The 17,268-nt window shown below is 74.2% G+C and carries 16 protein-coding genes and 1 tRNA gene; 11 read left to right on the forward strand and 6 right to left on the reverse strand.

The window, feature by feature from the left end; translation table 11 throughout:
* Window positions 1-45: 45 nt before the first annotated feature.
* Window positions 46-576, forward strand: a complete 531-nt coding sequence (locus IE275_RS08905; RefSeq protein ID WP_189709488.1) for a hypothetical protein — start codon at window positions 46-48, stop codon at window positions 574-576.
* 9 nt (window positions 577-585) lie between these two features.
* Here the strand turns inward: IE275_RS08905 and IE275_RS08910 are convergent, their stop codons facing one another.
* On the reverse strand, window positions 586-1,455 hold the full coding sequence (locus IE275_RS08910) for a spermidine synthase (RefSeq protein WP_189709490.1): 870 nt from the start codon (window positions 1,453-1,455) through the stop codon (window positions 586-588).
* A 146-nt stretch (window positions 1,456-1,601) separates the two neighbouring features.
* Window positions 1,602-1,988, reverse strand: coding sequence for a hypothetical protein (locus IE275_RS08915; RefSeq protein ID WP_189709492.1), 387 nt, complete (start codon window positions 1,986-1,988; stop codon window positions 1,602-1,604).
* Window positions 1,989-2,253: 265 nt separating this feature from the next.
* Here IE275_RS08915 and IE275_RS08920 point away from each other — a divergent pair, with 265 nt between their 5' ends.
* Window positions 2,254-3,714, forward strand: a complete 1,461-nt coding sequence (locus IE275_RS08920) for an NsdA family TPR-like regulatory protein (protein WP_189709494.1) — start codon at window positions 2,254-2,256, stop codon at window positions 3,712-3,714.
* Between the two features lie 52 nt (window positions 3,715-3,766).
* On the opposite strand, the gene IE275_RS08925 is transcribed toward IE275_RS08920, so the two are convergent.
* Window positions 3,767-4,360, reverse strand: a complete 594-nt coding sequence (locus IE275_RS08925; RefSeq protein WP_189709496.1) for a histidine phosphatase family protein — start codon at window positions 4,358-4,360, stop codon at window positions 3,767-3,769.
* Between the two features lie 209 nt (window positions 4,361-4,569).
* Between IE275_RS08925 and IE275_RS08930 the strand changes: the two genes are divergently transcribed.
* The 7 genes from IE275_RS08930 to IE275_RS08960 all read left to right on the forward strand — a co-directional run bounded on the left by IE275_RS08930 (window position 4,570) and on the right by IE275_RS08960 (window position 10,750).
* Window positions 4,570-5,523, forward strand: coding sequence for a phosphatase PAP2 family protein (locus IE275_RS08930; protein ID WP_189709498.1), 954 nt, complete (start codon window positions 4,570-4,572; stop codon window positions 5,521-5,523).
* Window positions 5,474-6,598, forward strand: coding sequence for a hypothetical protein (locus tag IE275_RS08935; protein ID WP_189709500.1), 1,125 nt, complete (start codon window positions 5,474-5,476; stop codon window positions 6,596-6,598). The genes IE275_RS08930 and IE275_RS08935 overlap by 50 nt, the downstream gene beginning before the upstream one ends.
* On the forward strand, window positions 6,589-8,187 hold the full coding sequence (locus IE275_RS08940; RefSeq protein ID WP_189709502.1) for a hypothetical protein: 1,599 nt from the start codon (window positions 6,589-6,591) through the stop codon (window positions 8,185-8,187). The genes IE275_RS08935 and IE275_RS08940 overlap by 10 nt, the downstream gene beginning before the upstream one ends.
* Entirely contained in the window at window positions 8,184-9,524 is a 1,341-nt protein-coding gene (locus IE275_RS08945) for an AAA domain-containing protein (RefSeq protein WP_189709504.1), read from the forward strand. Before IE275_RS08940 ends, IE275_RS08945 begins: the two co-directional genes overlap by 4 nt.
* Before the next feature lie 117 nt (window positions 9,525-9,641).
* Window positions 9,642-10,010 (forward strand): DUF8844 domain-containing protein, encoded by a 369-nt coding sequence (locus IE275_RS08950; protein WP_189709506.1) that lies wholly within the window; start codon window positions 9,642-9,644, stop codon window positions 10,008-10,010.
* Window positions 10,011-10,128: 118 nt separating this feature from the next.
* Window positions 10,129-10,686, forward strand: coding sequence for a bifunctional DNA primase/polymerase (locus IE275_RS08955; protein WP_189709508.1), 558 nt, complete (start codon window positions 10,129-10,131; stop codon window positions 10,684-10,686).
* A tRNA-Lys gene (locus IE275_RS08960) sits at window positions 10,677-10,750 on the forward strand. The genes IE275_RS08955 and IE275_RS08960 overlap by 10 nt, the downstream gene beginning before the upstream one ends.
* A gap of 61 nt (window positions 10,751-10,811) precedes the next feature.
* Here IE275_RS08960 and IE275_RS08965 read toward each other — a convergent pair.
* Window positions 10,812-12,083 carry a M6 family metalloprotease domain-containing protein gene (locus tag IE275_RS08965; protein WP_189709510.1) on the reverse strand — a complete coding sequence of 424 codons (1,272 nt, stop codon included), beginning with the start codon at window positions 12,081-12,083 and terminating at the stop codon, window positions 10,812-10,814.
* A 317-nt stretch (window positions 12,084-12,400) separates the two neighbouring features.
* Between IE275_RS08965 and IE275_RS08970 the strand changes: the two genes are divergently transcribed.
* A complete protein-coding gene (locus IE275_RS08970) occupies window positions 12,401-14,245 on the forward strand; it encodes a putative bifunctional diguanylate cyclase/phosphodiesterase (protein WP_189709512.1) in 1,845 nt (614 codons plus the stop codon).
* On the opposite strand, the gene IE275_RS08975 is transcribed toward IE275_RS08970, so the two are convergent.
* Window positions 14,224-15,327 carry an LLM class flavin-dependent oxidoreductase gene (locus tag IE275_RS08975; protein ID WP_189709514.1) on the reverse strand — a complete coding sequence of 368 codons (1,104 nt, stop codon included), beginning with the start codon at window positions 15,325-15,327 and terminating at the stop codon, window positions 14,224-14,226. The two genes, IE275_RS08970 and IE275_RS08975, sit on opposite strands and share 22 nt — an antisense overlap.
* Window positions 15,328-15,411: 84 nt before the next feature.
* Window positions 15,412-16,113, reverse strand: coding sequence for a maleate cis-trans isomerase family protein (locus IE275_RS08980; RefSeq protein ID WP_189709515.1), 702 nt, complete (start codon window positions 16,111-16,113; stop codon window positions 15,412-15,414).
* A 159-nt stretch (window positions 16,114-16,272) separates the two neighbouring features.
* Between IE275_RS08980 and IE275_RS08985 the strand changes: the two genes are divergently transcribed.
* Window positions 16,273-17,223: a D-2-hydroxyacid dehydrogenase gene (locus IE275_RS08985; RefSeq protein ID WP_189709517.1), complete on the forward strand. Its 951-nt coding sequence runs from the start codon at window positions 16,273-16,275 to the stop codon at window positions 17,221-17,223.
* The last annotated feature ends 45 nt before the right edge of the window (window positions 17,224-17,268 follow it).

The raw sequence follows: 17,268 nt of genomic DNA on the forward strand, positions 1-17,268 counted from the left end.
CGTCCGGGCGACACCCGTGGGGCGGGTGGGGCAAGATGGCCCGCGATGCGCAGAGGACTCGTACACGTACTGGCCTGGACGCTCGCCACGGGCGCGGCGGTCACGCTGTCGTGGTGGGGCGTCCACACCGTGATGGCCGGCACCGCCTACGATCCTCCGCGCGCCCTTCCGCTGACCGCGAGCGAGGCGACGTCGACCGCCCAGGAGTCGCGGCCGCTGCCCTCCGACGACGTCGGCGTCTCCCCGTCCGCCGCCCCGTCGCGGAGCCCGTCCGCGAAGGCCACGGCACCGAGCCGCACGCCCACCGCGTCCGTGTCGCCCTCGCCCTCCGCCCCCTCCTCCCCCGCCGCCTCCGGCAGGGTCAAGAGCTACGACACCGACGGCGGCCGGGTCGTCTTCGACCTCGGGAAGACCTCCGCGGCCCTCGTCTCGGCGACGCCGGGCGCGGGCTGGTCGATGCAGGTGTGGAAGACGGAGGCGTGGATCCGGGTGGAGTTCGCCTCGGGCGCGGACCGGGTGTCGGTCTTCTGCACCTGGCACGACGGCCCGCCGCGGGTCGAGGTGGGCACGTACTGACCCGAGGGGTCAGCGGAACACCGAGGGCGGCGGCGCCGGGGAGGCGACCGCCGACGCGTCCGTCACCGGCGTCGCCCCACCCGTGAAGTCGGTCAGCGCCCTGCCGTGCTCGACCCGGCCGGGGTGCGGGTCGGAGGCGGCCCTGCGGGTCAGTTCGGCGATCGGCAGGGGCAGGTCGGAGGCGACGAGTACGGCGTTGCCGAACCGTTTGCCCCGCAGCACCGTCGGATCGGCGACCAGGGCCAGTTCGGCGAAGCGGGCGGCGGCGGTGGCGATCTGGCCGCGCAGATGGGCGAGCGGCGGGCCGTCGGCGAGGTTGGCGGCGTAGCAACCGCCCGGCTTCAGCGCCCTGCGGACCTCGTCGAGGAACTCGGCGGAGGTGAGGTGGGCGGGGGTGCGGGCGCCGCTGAACACATCGGATATGACGAGGTCGGCCCAGCCGTCCGGGACCTTGCCGAGCCCCTCGCGCGCGTCCACGGACCGCACCCTGATCCGCGCGCCCGGGTCCAGCGGCAGCTCCCTGCGCACGAGTTGGACGAGGGCCGCGTCCCGCTCGACGACCTGCTGGGTGGAGCGGGGGCGGGTGGCGGCGACATAGCGGGCGAGGGTGAAGGCGCCGCCGCCGAGGTGGACCACGTGCAGCGGCCGGCCGGGCGGTGCGGTGAGGTCGACGACATGGCCGAGGCGGCGCTGGTACTCGAAGGAGAGGTACGCCGGGTCGTCGAGGTCGACGTGCGACTGCGGGGCTCCGTCGAGGAGCAGTGTCCAGGCCCGCGCCCGGTCCCGGTCGGGCACCAGCTGCGCCAGCCCGCCGTCGACGCCCTCCACGACGGCCGCGTCGGCGTCCCGCTCACGCCGGGTGTTCCTGGACTTTCCCATGGGTGCATTTTCGCAGCCGCCGGGGCCGCCGTGCGCGCTCGGCCCGAGGCGGGGCGCACCGGACGCGCCCGCGGCCGGACCGGGCCACCCGCCGGACACCGCCTCGGCCGGGCACGGTCACCGGCGGCCGTGCCGACCGGACACGGTCACCGGCAGCTGTCCGCCGCCTCGATCATCCGGGCCGCCTCGCCGAGCGCCCGGCGCAGTACCGCCGGATCCGTCGCGAGGTCCGCCTCACCGGGCGGCACCAGCCAGTCCGAGCCCCGTACCCGCGGCTCGGGGTCGCGTCTCAGCCCGCGGCCGTCGGTCCGGGTGCAGGTGCTGCCCGGGACGTCCCAGGCGGCCGCGGTGCCGGGCGGCACGAGGAAGGCGAGCGTGTCGTCCCCGTCGTCGTGCAGGACGGGCCCCACCACCTCCCCGGCCCCCCGCCGCAGGATGTCGACCGCCTCCAGCCCCTGCCGGGTCGGCACCGTCACAAGGTCGCACGCCGTCACCGACGACGTACAAGGATCGTTGCTCTGGCTGGTCTCCATCCCGGCCTCCACCGCGCAGCCCGCCTGTAGTCCACAGCATTCAACGCGTCGCGCCGTCAACGGCTACGGCGGAAGTCCGCCGCAAAGGATGGCAGTTCATGGCAGATCCCGGATGAGATATCCGGTTTGTAGCCAAACACCGCATGGCGGCCCGATCGCAGCAGGTACGTTCTTGCCCGCCGGACATCAGGGTGATCACCTCAGAAATCGGTCGACTCATCACGATCCCGGCATGGTTCGACGGTTCGCACGAGAGGACCCGGCCATGGCGTCGTCAACGGTGACCCCACCCAGGCCCAACCGGCCATCACGGCCCAACCTCGCCTTCCGGCACCTGCGCGGACAGCGCTCGCCGGCCGAGTTCGCCGCACTGGTGCGGCGGGCCGCGCGCGAGATCGGCGAGCGGGTCAGCTGCGACGCGCGCTACATCGGGCGGGTCGAGGCGGGGGAGATCCGCTGTCCCAACTACGCGTACGAGCGGGTGTTCCTGCACATGTTCCCCGGCCGCACGCTCACCGATCTGGGGTTCGCGCCCCGCGCCTCCGTACGCGGACGCGGGGCGCGCGCCGCGGAGAACGCGCCCTGCGTCCACACCACGATCTCCGCGCACACCACGGGTGAGGCGCGGGGGGCGGGTGAGACGCGCGGGGCGTACGAGCCGTATGACACGCAGGACCCGTACGACACGCACCACAACGACGAGGAGAGCGACGTGCTGCGTCGCGCATTCATGACGGGCGGAGGCGCCACGGTGGCCGCCGCCTCGCTGGGCCCGCTGGGACTCACCACCGACGCCACCGCCGCGGAGCGCCGGGTGCGCCATGTCGGGACGCGGGAGGCGGGCGCCCTCGAAGAGGCGGTCCGCAGGATCCGGCTGCTGGACGACCGGCACGGCGCCGACGGCCTCTACCGGCGGGCCGCCGCACCTTTGCGGGCCGCGTACGCGCTGCTGGACGCCGGGGCGACCCGGCAGGCGACCGCCGACCGGCTGCACTCGGGCGCCGGGGAGCTGGCGATCTCCGTGGGCTGGCTGGCCCACGACTCGGGCCGCTTCGAGGACGCGCGCTCGCACTACGCGGAGGCCCTCGCCACCGCTCGGATGACCGGGGACCAGGCGCTGGAGGCGCACGCCTTCTGCAACACGGCGTTCCTCGCGCGCGACGCGGGGCGCCCCCGCGAGGCCGTGCGCGCCGCGCAGGCCGCCCAGCGCGTCGCGCGCCCCCTGGGATCGCCCCGTCTGATGTCCCTGCTGGCGCTGCGCGAGGCGGGCGGCTGGGCCGGGCTCGCCGACCGTGCGGGCTGCGAACAGGCCCTGGTCCGCGCCCAGACCCTCTACGGGCGGGGCGCCCGCGACAACGACCCCGAGTGGATGAGCTTCTACGGCGAGGCCGAACTGGAGGGCCTCGAAGCGCAGTGCTGGTCGACGCTGGGCGACTGGGGGCGGGCGGCGTGGCACGCGGGGCGCGCCGCCGAGCTCCAGGATCCGCACTTCACCCGGAACATCGCGCTGTACACGGCCGAGCTGGCGGACGACCTCGCGCGCGGGGGGCGTCCCGACGAGGCGGCGGTGGCGGGGCTGCGGGTGCTGGACCTGCTGGACCAGGTCCAGTCGTCGCGGGTCCAGGGGATGCTGGCCGGGACGGCGCGGGTCCTGGCGCCGCACCGGAGGGCGCGCGGTGTCTCGGCGTTCCTGGAGCGGCACGCCGGTTCGCCGCGGGCCGTGTGAACCAGGGCGCGTCCGCGCCGCGCGGCAGGATCGCGACGACCGGCCCCGGGGTCTATGCCAGGTGCCCCAGGTCGTTCCAGCTCTCGATCGCGGGCTCGCCGTACGCCCACCCCAGTACCGACAGCGACGTCGGGTTCAGCCGGATCCGTGCCGCGAAGTCGAGGGGCAGGCCCAGCCACCGGGCCCCGATCGACCGGAGGATGTGCCCGTGGGCGAAGACCAGCACGTCGCGGTCGGCGGACCGGGCCCAGGAGACGACCTCGTCCGCGCGGGCGGTGACCTCGGCGAGCGACTCGCCCCCGGGGACACCGTCGCGCCAGATGAGCCAGCCGGGGCGGACCGCCTGGATCTCGGCAGGGGTCATGCCCTCGTAGGCGCCGTAGTCCCACTCCATGAGCGTGTCCCAGCGGGTGGCGCGGTCACCGAAGCCGGCGAGTTCGCACGTCTCGCGCGCGCGTGCCAGCGGGCTGGTGCGTATCTCGACGTCGGTGAGGCCGTCGAACGGCGCCCGGTGCAGCCGTTCGCCGAGCAGCTTGGCGCCCTGGCGGCCCTCCTCCAGGAGCGGCACGTCGGTCCTGCCGGTGTGCTTTCCGGACAGCGACCACTCGGTCTGTCCGTGCCGGGCCAGCAGGATGCGCGGTGCCATGGGGGACCTTTCCGGGACATCCCCGAGGTGAGCCCGGGGAAAAGCGGGGGCGGAACCCCTCCATCATCGCTCACCCTGGACAGGGGCAACCCGGTGGGCGATCTCAGCGTCTTTGAGGGCCGGGGGCGCTCGGTGAGGGCGCGTTCGTACGCCGTAAAGTGGCACGTCCGCGCCACCGGCGCAGCGCGACATGAGGGGGAGGCGATCGGATGCCGAAGACCGAGACACCGGGCACCGAGGCGGCCCCGCGGACCCGGCTGCGCTGGTGGACCGAGCTGCCGCTGATCCTGCTGGTGTACGCCTGCTACTCGGCGGGCCGACTGCTCGCACGGGGCGACGTCACGACCGCCGTCGACCACGGCCTGGGGATCCTGCGGATCGAGAAGGCCCTGTACCTCAACGCCGAGCACCCGCTGAACCGCCTGTTCACGCGCGAGGCGTGGCTCGGCGTGCCGGCCGACTTCTGGTACGCGTCGCTGCACTACGTGGTCACGCCCGCGATCCTGGTCTGGCTGTTCCGCTCGCGTTCCCAGGTCTACCGGGCCGCCCGGACCTGGCTGATGACGTCCACCTTCATCGGTCTGATCGGCTTCACGCTGATGCCGACCTGCCCGCCCCGGCTGCTGTCGGCGGGCCACGGCTTCGTGGACACGATGGCCCAGTACAGCTCGTACGGCTGGTGGGGCGGTGAGGCGAGCGCCCCGCGCGGGATGGGCGGCATGACCAACCAGTACGCGGCGATGCCGAGTCTGCACGTGGGCTGGGCGCTGTGGTGCGGTGTGATGCTGTGGCGCTACGGCGGCACGCGTACGGCGAAGGCGGCCGCGGTCGTCTACCCGCTCGTGACGACGATCGTGGTGATGGGCACCGCCAACCACTACTTCCTCGACGCGGCGGCGGGCGCGGCCGCGATGGGTGCCGGTCTGCTGCTGGCACCGTTCGTGACACGCGCGGTGGACCGGATCAAGGTGGCGGCCGCCACCCGTGTCCCGGCGGTCCCGGCGGACTCCCCGGGCGCAGCGGCCTCGATTGTCAGTGGCGGATGCCAGACTTCCACGGGTGAGCGAATTCCACGGCAGCGCGAGTCACGGTTCGGGTCGGGAACCGAACCGGGTGCCTCCCCCTCGGACGCGGGGGACGGCGCTCCGGCAGCGGCTCGCTGAGCTGCGCGGCCCCGACGTCCAGGCCAAGGCGCTGGACGCCCGCGCCCTCGCGGCGCTCGCCGCGAACCCCGGGTGCAGACGGCGCGCGATCCTCGACGGCGCGGGGGTGAACAAGGCGGCCCTCGCGGGCGCGCTGGGTTCACCGTCGGCCTTCGGACAGTCGCAGTTCGCCCTCACGCGCGGCAACGCCTTCGAGGCGAAGGTGAAGGCGGACGGCGGCGCGGAGCTGCTGCGGCTGGTGCACGAACGGCTCGACCCCGGCGCCGAGCCGCCGAACTCCGCGAGCGTCCCCGACCTGACCGCGTCCGGCCCCGAGGGCCGTACCGCGCGTACGGCCCTGGCGCTGCGCGAGGCCACCGAGCAGGGGCGCGGCACCTGGACCCTGCTCGACCACCCGATGCTCGCGCTGGACGTGGCCGGCTCCCCCGCGTTCCTGGAGCCGGACGCGGTGGTGGTGCACCCGGACGGCGGGTGGACGGTCGTGGAGATCAAGTCCTTCCCGATGCTGGACGGTTCGGCGGACCCGGCGAAGGTCGGCGCGGCCGCCCGCCAGGCCGCCGTGTACGTGCTGGCGCTGGAGGAGGTCGCCGCCCGGCTGGACCCCGCGCCGAGGGTCCGCCACCGCGTGCTCCTGGTCTGCCCCAAGGACTTCTCCAACCTGCCGACCGCGTCCGCCGTGGACGTCCGCAAGCAGCGCGCGGTCACCAGCCGTCAGCTGGCCCGGCTGACCCGGATCCAGGACATCGCAGACGCCCTCCCCGAGGGCGTCTGCTTCTCCCCCGAGCTGCCCGCCGAGCAGCTCACGGCGTCCGTGGAGGCCGTCCCGGCGGTCTACGCGCCCGAGTGCCTGGCCGCGTGCGAGCTGGCGTTCCACTGCCGCGACCGCGCCCGCGCGGACGGCGCGGTGACCGCCCTGGGCCGCTCGGTCCGCGCCGAACTGGGCGGGCTGACCACGGTCGAAGGGGTCCTGGCGGCCGCGCGCGGCGAGGCCGGGGACCCCGAGGACCCGGCCGTCGCCGCCCTGCGCCGGGCCGCCCTGCTGCGCACCGAGGCCCTGGGGGCGATGTGTCGCTGATCGCCACCCTCGCCCGCCTCGAGGCCGTCACCACCGGCCGCGCCCAGCCCGCCGCCACGGTCCGGCACCGGCGGCTGTCCGACCGGCCGCTGGTCTTCGTGCCGCTGACCACCGCCGGTGAGGCGGGCGCCCCGCTCGGCGCGCTGGTCGGCACCGACCGGGACGCGCCGCGCCTGCTGGTCGTACCGCAGCCGCGCGACCGCGACCTCAGGTTCGCGTTCCTGGCGGAGCTGGCCGATGTGGTCCTGCCGTACATCGACTCCTACGCGGACGTGGTGGAGGCCGCCGAGCGGGGCGAGACCGACCCCGGGACGGGCAGGCGCGTCAAGGTCGAGGTCGAGCTGTGCGCCGACGCACCCCAGCTGATCGTGCCGAGCCGCGCGGGCGTCGACTTCGTCCGCCTGCTCGGCCGCTCCATGCGCTTCAGGCGTACGGCGGAGCAGGACCCGGAGACGCCGTATCCCGCGCCCCCGCGCGTGCCGCTGCTGGGCAGGTGGCTGACGCACTTCGGGGAGCGGGCCCGGGTGCCGGGATCCTCGCTGCTGCTGGCGCTGACGGAGGTGCTCGGCCGGCACTGGGCGACCGGGCAGTCCGGTCTGGAGGACCAGCATCTGGGGGCGCTGCTCGCCTGGATCGCCCCGCCGGACGGTGCGACGGGCGCCGAGGCGGCCCTGCGCGCGGAGCTGGCGCGGGACGCCGACGGGCAGCTGTGGTGCCCGCCGGCCGGTCCGGCCACCGACCCGGCCTTCGACAACAAGCTGCTCGCCCCGGCCATCGAGCGCTACAACGGCGCGCGTACCGCCCTCGCGGCCGCCGAGGACGGCCTGGAGGCCGACGACCGGCTGGGCGCGCTGACCACCGCCGAGCGGGAGATCCACGAGCTGGTGCGCAGCCGGACGCTGCCGACCTGGCAGCGGGTGTGGGAGGGCCTCGATCTGCTGCGGGCGCTGCCCGAGGGGGCGCATGTCGAGGAGCGGTGGACACGCGACCGCTGGTCGTTCACCGGCCACCGGGACCGGGTCGTGGCCGGTGAGCCCCCGCAGCCGCGCCGGGACGACGCGGTGACCGCCGCGAACAAGCTGGCCACGCGCGAGCGGGAGCAGGCCCGGCTGGACGCGCAGGAGGCGCTGGACGATCCGCTGGTGATGGCGGGGCGGCGGCTGGCCGGGGAGGCGTTCACGGGCGAGGTCGTCGATGTGGTGATGACGTACAGCGAGGGCAAGCGGCCGAGTCCGCGCCCGCTGGTCACCGTCCGTACGGACGACCGGCCGTATCTCGGGGAGCGGGCGAAGGTGTTCCGGTCCCTGGGCGGGAAGCCGCAGGCGGCCGAGTTCGCCGGGCGGGACGGCACGGAGGACGAGGGTCTGCTGGTGCTGCGGATCGTCGACAGGATGGGCCGCGGCAAGGAGCCCGAGCGGGGGTCCGTACCCGAGAAGGGCGACCTGCTGTGCTTCACGCTGTTCGAGCACGAGCAGCGCGGCGGCGCGAAGCTGCCGGACCCGGAGGAGACGCCGTGGACCCACGGCGGGCCGCCCGGGGAGCGGACGCCCGAAGCCCCCGACTCCCTCACCCAGGAGGACGTCCTGTGACCACCGAGGCCGTCTTCGACCCCGGTACCGCCGCCGGCCGCGCGACCGACGCCATCCTGCGGGACACCTTGCACGGCACCGCGCGCGGGGTGGTCGTCGACTCCCCGCCCGGCGCCGGGAAGTCCACGCTGGTCGTCCGCGCGGCGCTGGAGCTCGCCGACGCCGGGCGTTCCCTGATGGTGGTCGCGCAGACCAACGCGCAGGTCGACGATCTGGTGCTGCGGCTCGCCGAGAAGAACCCCGGGCTGCCGGTGGGCCGGCTGCACAGCAGTGACACCGACCCGTACGACAAGGCGCTGGAGTCGCTGGCGAACGTGAAGAAGTCGGCGAAGGCGGCCGAGCTGGCCGGGCTGCCGGTGGTCATCTCCACGGCGGCCAAATGGGCGCACGTGAAGGTCGACGAGCCGTGGCGGCACGCGATCGTGGACGAGGCGTACCAGATGCGCTCGGATGGGCTGCTGGCCGTGGCCGGGCTGTTCGAGCGGGCGCTGTTCGTGGGCGACCCGGGGCAGCTGGACCCGTTCGCGATCGTGGGCAGCGAGCAGTGGGCGGGGCTGTCGTACGACCCGTCGGCCTCGGCGGTGACGACGCTGCTGGCGCACAATCCCGAGCTGCCGCAGCACCGGCTGCCGGTCTCCTGGCGGCTCCCGGCGTCGGCGGCCCCGCTGGTCTCCGACGCCTTCTACCCGTACACCCCGTTCCGCAGCGGCACGGACCACGGCGACCGCCGGCTGTCCTTCGCCGTCCCCTCGGACGGTTCCGGTCCGGACCGGGTGATCGACGAGGCGGCCGAGTCCGGCTGGGGTCTGCTGGAGCTGCCCGCCCGGCACACGCCCCGTACCGACCCGGAGGCGGTCCGGGCGGTCGCGACCGTCGTCCGGCGGCTGCTGGACCGGGGCGGCGCGGCGACGTCCGAGCGTTCCCCGGATCCGAGCCCGCTGACCGCCGACCGGGTCGCCGTCGGTACCGCGCACCGCGACCAGGCGGCGGCGGTGCGGGCGGCGCTGGCCGAGCTGGGGGTGACGGACGTGACCGTGGACACCGCGAACCGGCTCCAGGGCATGGAGTTCGACGTCACGGTGATCCTCCACCCGCTGTCCGGCCGCCCCGACGCCACCGCCTTCCACCTGGAGACCGGGCGGCTCTGCGTCCTCGCCTCCCGGCACCGGCACGCGTGCGTGGTGGTGTGCCGGGCGGGCGTCGGGGACCTCCTCGACGACTACCCGTCGACCGAGCCGGTCCAGCTGGGAACGCTGGTGAAGTTCCCGGACGGCTGGGAGGCGAACCACGCGGTGCTGGCGCATCTCGGGGAACATCGGGTGCCCTGGAAGCCTTGAGACTGCGGGGCGCAGGGGGTGTCTCGCCTGATCGACGAGACACTCCCGAGGGCCTCTTGCGCCACCGGGGGACAATGGAGGGTGGTCCGCAACCGAACCGTACGAGGAGGAGAAGACATGGCGGAGCCCGCGCCGCGTCGGAACGAACCGCGGCTACGCCCCGCGCCCCTGCTCTTCGAGCCGGCGGAGGCAGCCGGTGACCCGGAGCATTTCTTCGATCTGGAGTCGATCGACGACCCCGGGGCGCTGCTGACCCGCGCCACCGAGCTGACGGTGGCGTTCCGGGCGGCGGCCGACCGGGCGGTGGAGTTCCAGGCCATGGCGGCGGCGCAGCTCGCCGACCCGCGCCGGTTCGACCGGCTGACGCCGGCGGACATCGCCGAGCGGGCCGAGTGGACCGAGGACTACGCGAAGAAGATGGTCGAGTTCGGCCGGGATCTGCTGCGAGGGGACACCGAGGGCCGGCGCAGCGTCGACCCGGTGTAGGCCGGCACGACCCCCGTGGCATATGCCGGGCGGGCAAGATACCCGTTCGGCGGCGCCCTGTCCCGGTTTTCCGCGACTCTGGGGAATCGCCTGCTCACGGCCGGTACACCTGTCCGTCATGAGCAGTGCATGTGTCACCGCGGACGGGGCCGCCTGGCTGGCCTCCGCCGGAACGTACCCGCGCAGCACCCTCGCCCTGTGGGACGAGCGGCCGGACGCCCCGGTGGTGCTGCCGTGCGGTTCCGTCTTCGACGTGGTCAGCGCGCCGGCGGTGTTCGGGCGGCTGATGCTGGACCGGCTGTGGGGCGAGGGGCCGGGCTCCGGGCCGGTGGCCGCGTTCCGGGGCCGGACCCTGCTGTTCACCGCGCCGGGCACGGCCCAGCGGCTGCCGTCGCTGCTGCGCTGGGAGGAGTACGACCGCAAGGGCGCGATCCCGCCACTGCTGTGCCACGGCACCGGGGACGCGGTGACCGTCCCTGCGGTGCTCGACAGCGCCTCCCCGACCTCGTCGGGCACCCGCTGGCTGGTGGCCCCGGACACCCGCCTGCCCTGGCTCCCGGGCCCCGAGATCCTGCTCTGGGCGGCCGTCCGGGCGGCCCGCGCGACCGTGCGGATATCGATTTTTCCTCCCCAGGATCAGGATGCTAAGGTCTACGACGTCAGCAGGCGCCGCTAGCTCAGTTGGTTAGAGCAGCTGACTCTTAATCAGCGGGTCCGGGGTTCGAGTCCCTGGCGGCGCACGACGGTGAAAGGCCCCTCGCGAAAGCGGGGGGCCTTTCGCGTACGTCGTCGGCCACGGCCTCACACATGGGCCGGCGTGATCCGTACCGTCCAGGCCCCCGAGGCCGTGCGGCCCTCCACCTCCACGCGGACGCCGTCCGCGTCCGGGACCGTGAAGGTCTCACCGGCGGCGACCGGGGCGTCGGCGAGCGGCGGGTAGACGGAGGACTCCCAGCAGGCCTCGGTGCGGGGGTGGGCGTCGACCACCTCGACCGGGCCGCGCCCGGACTGGGCGTCGCTGCCGACCCGGTAGACGAGGATGCCGGCGCGGCAGACTCCCCGGTCGTTGCCGACGGGTCCGCGCGCCTCGAAGGCCAGCACGCTCTCCGGGCCGGTGCGCACCACGGCCAGCTTGGTGCCGCGGCCGAGACCGAAGGCGGGTGAGCCGGCGGCACGGGTGAGCGGCACGCCCGGCCCGGCGCCCAGCGGCTCCAGGGTCAGCCGGGTCGGACCGGGACCCCGTACGCACACCACCTGGCGGGGTTCCAGCCAGCCCAGCTTCCACTTGTGCCAGCCGAACAGATCCGGCGCGAGTCCGAACTGGCTGCCCATCAGGTCCCAGTCACCGACATGGGTGTCCCAGTCGCCCTTGCCGTCCTCCGGACGGCGGTAGAGGTCGGGCAGGTCGAAGACATGGCCGGTCTCGTGGGCGAGGACCAGCCGGTCCGGGGGGTGCTTCTCGAAGACGGTGACGACCCGGCGGATGTCCGTGCCGTCGGCGTGCAGCGGGACGTCCATGTTCACGACCTTCGTGGCGTCCGAGTCGACACCGGGCGCGTCGGGGTCGGCGACGAGGTAGACGATGTCGTAGCGGGAGAAGTCGACCAGCGGGTCGGCGGCGGCGAGGGCGTCGCGGAGGTAGGCCGCGCGGCTCCCGGGGCTCCAGTCGCGCTGTATGGCGTAGGCGGTGGACGGCTTCGGCATCCGGATCCAGCGCTTCAGCGGGTGCGCGCGCAGGGTGAACCTGCCGTAGGACGCCTGCCGGAAGAAGTCGCTGGTGGCGGGGAAGTGGTCGGCGGCCAGCTCGGCGGGGGAGGCCATCGGGACCCAGTCGGGGAACGACAGGAAGACCATGACGGCGTCGAGGGTGCGGGTGGGCCGGGGGTAGGCGGTGTTCCAGGTGTCGAGGCCCTCGGAGTGGTGGGCGTGGGTGCGCGTCAGGGCGCAGGGGGCGGTCGCGAAGGGTTCGGCGACCGAGGGGCCGCTGACCAGGGAGGTCGCGACGAGTGCCGACAGGGTGGTGGCCATGGCCGCGGTGCTGCGCAGTCGAGGGCGCGGGAAGAGTCGCGGCACTTCGGACCTCCGGGAGCGGTTCACGGGACACCGCCACCCAGCCTGTGCGAATTTGTCGTACTACGCCCTGTTTGCCTGCCCCAGAAGAGTGAGGAGGGAGAAAGCGGGCATCACTTCCGACACCCCCGGAATTCTCACGGAACGTCACATGCGGTCACCCGCCCGCAGAACCGGTCCACCTGCGGGCAGAAACGATCTGTCAGAACAGTGGGTTGTTCCGGGACACTGGGCAGTGGCTGCGCGGGTCCGGGGGCAGCCTCTATGATCGGCACACTTTCCTGCACGGACAGAGATCGAGTGCACTGCGGGAGCGAGCGGTGAGCGGAACGTCCGAAGGGCCGACGCCCGCGGCAGACCTCGATCGGTCAGCCGTCACAGAGAGTGACAATCAGACAGCTACCGGTGCGGGAGGGCCGGCGGGAGCAGACCCCCCGTTCTACCGGTCGGTCTTCGCGACCGCCCCGCTCGCCATGGCGCTCGTCGACCGCGATGGCGTGGTCGTCGACGCCAACGAGGCGCTCGGCGAAGTACTCGGCGGCGCGGCCGAAAGCCTGGTCGGACGGGGCGCCGCCGACCTGCTGGACCTCGCCTCCGACGCCCGCACCTGGCACGCCTACCGCGAGGTGCTGCGCGGCCGGCAGGCGAAACTGCGCTGCACCAGGCGCCTGAAACACCCCGACGGGCGCACGCTCTGGGCCCAGGTCACCGTCTCGCCGCTCGACGAGCACACCCCCGGGGTGCTGCTCTCCGTGGCCGACATCAGCGCCCGCCGCGACCTCCAGGCACGGCTGCGCCACCTCCAGATGCACGACCCGGTCACCCGGCTGCCCAACCGCACCCTGTTCTTCGAGCGGGTGACGGCCGCGCTGGAGGCGGAGTCGTACGAGCAGAGCGGGACCGGCCGGATCGGCCTGTGCTACCTGGACCTGGACGGGTTCAAGGCGGTCAACGACACGCTCGGCCACCGGGTCGGCGACCGGCTGCTGGCCGCCGTCGCCGAGCGGCTGACGGAGTGCGCCAAGGAGGCCGGGCGCACCCGGCCCGGCGTGCCGCTGGTGGCCAGACTCGGGGGCGACGAGTTCGCGCTGCTGGTGGAGGACTCCACCGGCACCGAACAGCTCGCCGACCTCGCCGAGTGCGTGCTGAAGGCGCTCCAGGCGCCGTTCGACCTGGCCGGGCAGCGGATGAACGTCTCCGCCTCGATCGGGGTCGTCGAACGGCACGCGGCCGGCACCACCGCGACGGGTCTGATGCAGGCCGCCGACACCACGCTGTACTGGGCGAAGGTGGACGGCAAGGACCGCTGGACCCTGTTCGACCCGGAGCGCAACGCCCATCTGATGACCCGCCAGGCCCTCGCCTCCACCCTGCGGCCCGCCATCGAGCGCGGCGAGTTCCGGCTCGACTACCAGCCGCTGGTCGGCATGGCGGACGGCCGGCTGCGCGGGGTCGAGGCGCTGGTGCGCTGGGACCACCCCCGGTTCGGGCTGCTGCCGCCGAATCGGTTCGTCGCACTGGCCGAGGAGGACGGCTCGATCGTGCCGCTCGGGCGATGGGTTCTGGCCACCGCGTGCCGTCAGGCCCGGCGCTGGCAGCTGGAGAACCCCGACGAGCCGCCGCTGTTCGTCAGCGTCAACGTGGCGGTCCGTCAGGTGTGGGACTCCGACCTGGTGGCGGACGTGGCGGAGATCCTCGAGGAGACCGGGCTGCCGCCGCGTCTGCTCCAGCTGGAACTCACCGAGTCGGCCGTCATGGGCTCGGCGGGCCGCCCGCTCCAGGCCCTCCAGGCGCTCAGCGACATGGGGGTGCACATCGCCATCGACGACTTCGGGACCGGCTACTCCAACCTCGCCTACCTCAGCCGGCTGCCCGTGTCGGTGCTGAAGCTCGACGGGTCGTTCGTGCGCGGCTTCCAGTACGAGGGCACGGGCGCCGCGCCGAACCCGGCCGACGAGGTGGTCGTCGAGGCGATGATCGACCTCGCCCACCGGCTCGGGCTGACCGTCACCGCCGAGTGCGTGGAGACCTCCGCGCAGGCCACCCGGCTGCGCAGCATCGGCTGTGACACCGGACAGGGGTGGCTGTACTCCCGCCCGGTGCCGCCGGATCGTATCTCCGAACTGCTGGTGGGAACCGCGCCCTACGCCGTCGGCAACCCGTAGGCGTCGGCGACCAGTTCGTAGGAGCGCAGGCGCAGCTCGCCCCGGTGGGCGTGGCTGGTGAGCATCAGCTCGTCGGCGCCGGTGCGCTTGTGGAGGTCGTCGAGTCCGGTGCGGACCTCGTCGGCGGTGCCGTGGACGATGTTCGCCGCCCAGGAGTCGACGAACTCCCGCTCCAGCTCGGTGAAGACATGCGCCTCCGTCTCCTCCGGGGAGGGGAAGAGTCCCGGGCGGCCGGTGCGCAGCCGGACCATGTTGAGACCGGTGGCCAGCACCTGCCGGCGGGCCTCGCGCTCGTCGTCGGTGGCCAGCACCGAGACGCCGATCAGCGCGTACGGCTCGGCGAGCACCTCGGACGGCCGGAAGGACTGCCGGTACAGGTCGAGGGCCGGGACGGTGTTCTGCGCGGAGAAGTGGTGCGCGAAGGCGAACGGCAGCCCGAGCAGGCCGGCGAGGCGGGCGCTGAAGCCGGAGGAGCCGAGCAGCCAGATCGGCGGGCGGTGCCGGGACTGCACACCGCCCGGGGAGGTCGCCTGGATCGGGCCCGGCACGGCATGGATCCGCCGGTAGGGGTGGCCGTCGGGGAAGTCGTCGTCCAGGAAACGGGTCAGCTCGGCGAGCTGCTCGGGGAAGTCGTCGGCGCCGTCGGGCAGGCCGTCGGAGCGGCGCAGGGCGGCGGCGGTGGCGCCGTCGGTGCCGGGGGCGCGGCCGAGGCCCAGGTCGACGCGGTGCGGGGCGAGCGCCTCCAGGGTGCCGAACTGCTCGGCGATGACCAGGGGCGCGTGGTTGGGCAGCATCACGCCGCCCGAGCCGAGCCGGATGCGGTCGGTGTGGGCGGCGAGGTGGGCGAGGATCACCGCGGGCGAGGAGGAGGCGACGCCGGGCATCGAGTGGTGCTCGGCGATCCAGTAGCGGTGGAAGCCGCGGGACTCGGTGAACCGGGCGAGGTCGACACTGGTCCGCAGGGCGTCGGTGGCGGTGCGGCCGGAGCCCACGGTGACCAGGTCGAGGACGGAGAGCGGGGTGGGGGCCGTGCCGTACGCGGTGCCTCGGATCTCGTCCGTCGCCGTCTCGTCTGCCGCCACGGGTTCCTCCTGTCATCGGGCTTACGGTGTCCTCCGCGGCCTAACAGGAGGGAGTCCCCGTTTATTCCCGTGGGGCCCCGCGGATCACATCTGCACGATCGGCTCCTGCGCGAACAGCGCTCCCAGCCCCGGCGCGTTCACCCGTCGGCCGGTGAGCCGCAGCGCCTCCCATACGGCGACCTGGGCGGCGGTGAGGACCGGCTTGCCCAGCGCCTCCTCCAGGGCGGGCAGGTGGGCGGCCGTGTGGAGGTCGGGGTCGGGCAGCAGGACCGCCTCGGCGCGGGGGTCGTCGGCCGCCCGGGCGAGGGCGAGCACCTCGGCCTCCCCGGCGTTCCCGGCCGCCGCCGCGTCCGGGTGCTCGCCCGCCCCGGTGCTCCCCACGACCTCCAGTCCGCCCGCGCGCAGGAACTCCACGAGACGGCCCGCCGCCTCGTCCGGGCCCGCCACGCCCACCGCGACCCGTGCCGCCCCGATCTCCCGGGCCGCGTGCAGGAAGGCGAAGGGGGTCGCAGAGGCCGGCGTCCCGGCGGTCATGGCCAGCCCCCGCACCTGTTGCCGGACGCCCTCCCCGCCCAGCGCGAACCCCTCCCGCGCGCAGACCCACACCACCGCCTCCGCGCCCGCCAGCCGCAGCTGCTCCACGCCTTTCGCCAGCCCCTCGGGCGCGTCCTCGCCGACGTCCGTGTGAACCAGATCCAGCCGGATGTCGCTGCCCAGGAGCTGCTCGATACGGGGGTAGTCGTCCTCGGCCGAGTGGCCCGGGTAGAGAAATCCGAGTGTGGTCATGTCCGGCCTTCCTGCCGCTGCTCTTCTTCCGGCAGTACCCGGGTACCCAGCGGACGCGGCCCACCGCCCGCGGCGTCACCTGGTTGGCGGTCAGGCCGTGTTGACGGCCGTGGGTCCGGGTGCGACCGTGGGCGGCCCTCGGTCAGGAAGGGGCATCGGATGGCCGCCGTTCCCACGCTCCTCGTCCTCGACGCCGATCCCCTTCCCCGTCTCGGCCGTCTCATGGGCCGGGTCCGGGTGCTGCACGCCGACGAGGCCTCGCTCGCCGCCCGGCTGCCGGAGGCGGACGTGCTGCTGGTGTGGGACACCACCTCGCACGCGGTGCGCGCGGCCTGGCCGGGCGAGGGGCCGCGGCCGCGCTGGGTGCACACGGCGGGCGTGGGCGTGGACCATCTGCTGTGCCCGGAGCTGGTCGCGTCCGACACGGTGGTGACGACGGCACGCGGGCTCTTCGACCAGCCGGTCGCCGAGTACGTGGCCGCGCTGGTCCTGGCGATGGCGAAGGACCTGCCGCGGACCTGGGACCTCCAGCGGCGGGGCGAGTGGCGGCCCCGGGAGAGCCGGCGGGTGGCCGGGACCCGGGCGGTGGTGGTCGGCTCGGGTCCGGTCGGCCGGGCGGTCGCCCGTACCCTCAAGGCACTCGGGGTGACCGCCGCCGTCGTCGGCCGGGTCCCGCGCACCGGCATCCACGGCCCCCAGGACCTGGACCGGCTGCTGGCCCGCGCCGACTGGGTGGTCGCGGCCGCCCCGCTCACCGAGCGGACCGACGGCATGTTCGACCTGCGGCGGTTCGGTGTGATGCAGCCGTCGGCGCGGTTCGTGAACGTGGGCCGGGGCCGGCTGGTCGTCGAGGACGCCCTCGTGCACGCGCTGACCCGGCGCTGGATCGCGGGCGCCGCCCTGGACGTGCTCGGCACCGAGCCCCTCCCCGTCGACAGCCCGCTGTGGCACGTCCCGGGGCTGATCGTGTCCCCGCACATGGGCGGCGACACGGTCGGCCGGCGGGACGAACTGGGCGAGCAGTTCGTGGAGCTGTTCCAGCGGTGGGCGGCGGGCCGGACCCTGCGGAACGTGGTCGACAAGCGGCGCGGATACGTGCCGGGCCACTGACCGCCCGCACACTCCCCTCACAGGAGGCCCCCGCATAACCCGTCC

It is taken from the genome of Streptomyces phaeofaciens, assembly GCF_014648915.1.
GTDB lineage: Bacteria > Actinomycetota > Actinomycetes > Streptomycetales > Streptomycetaceae > Streptomyces > Streptomyces phaeofaciens.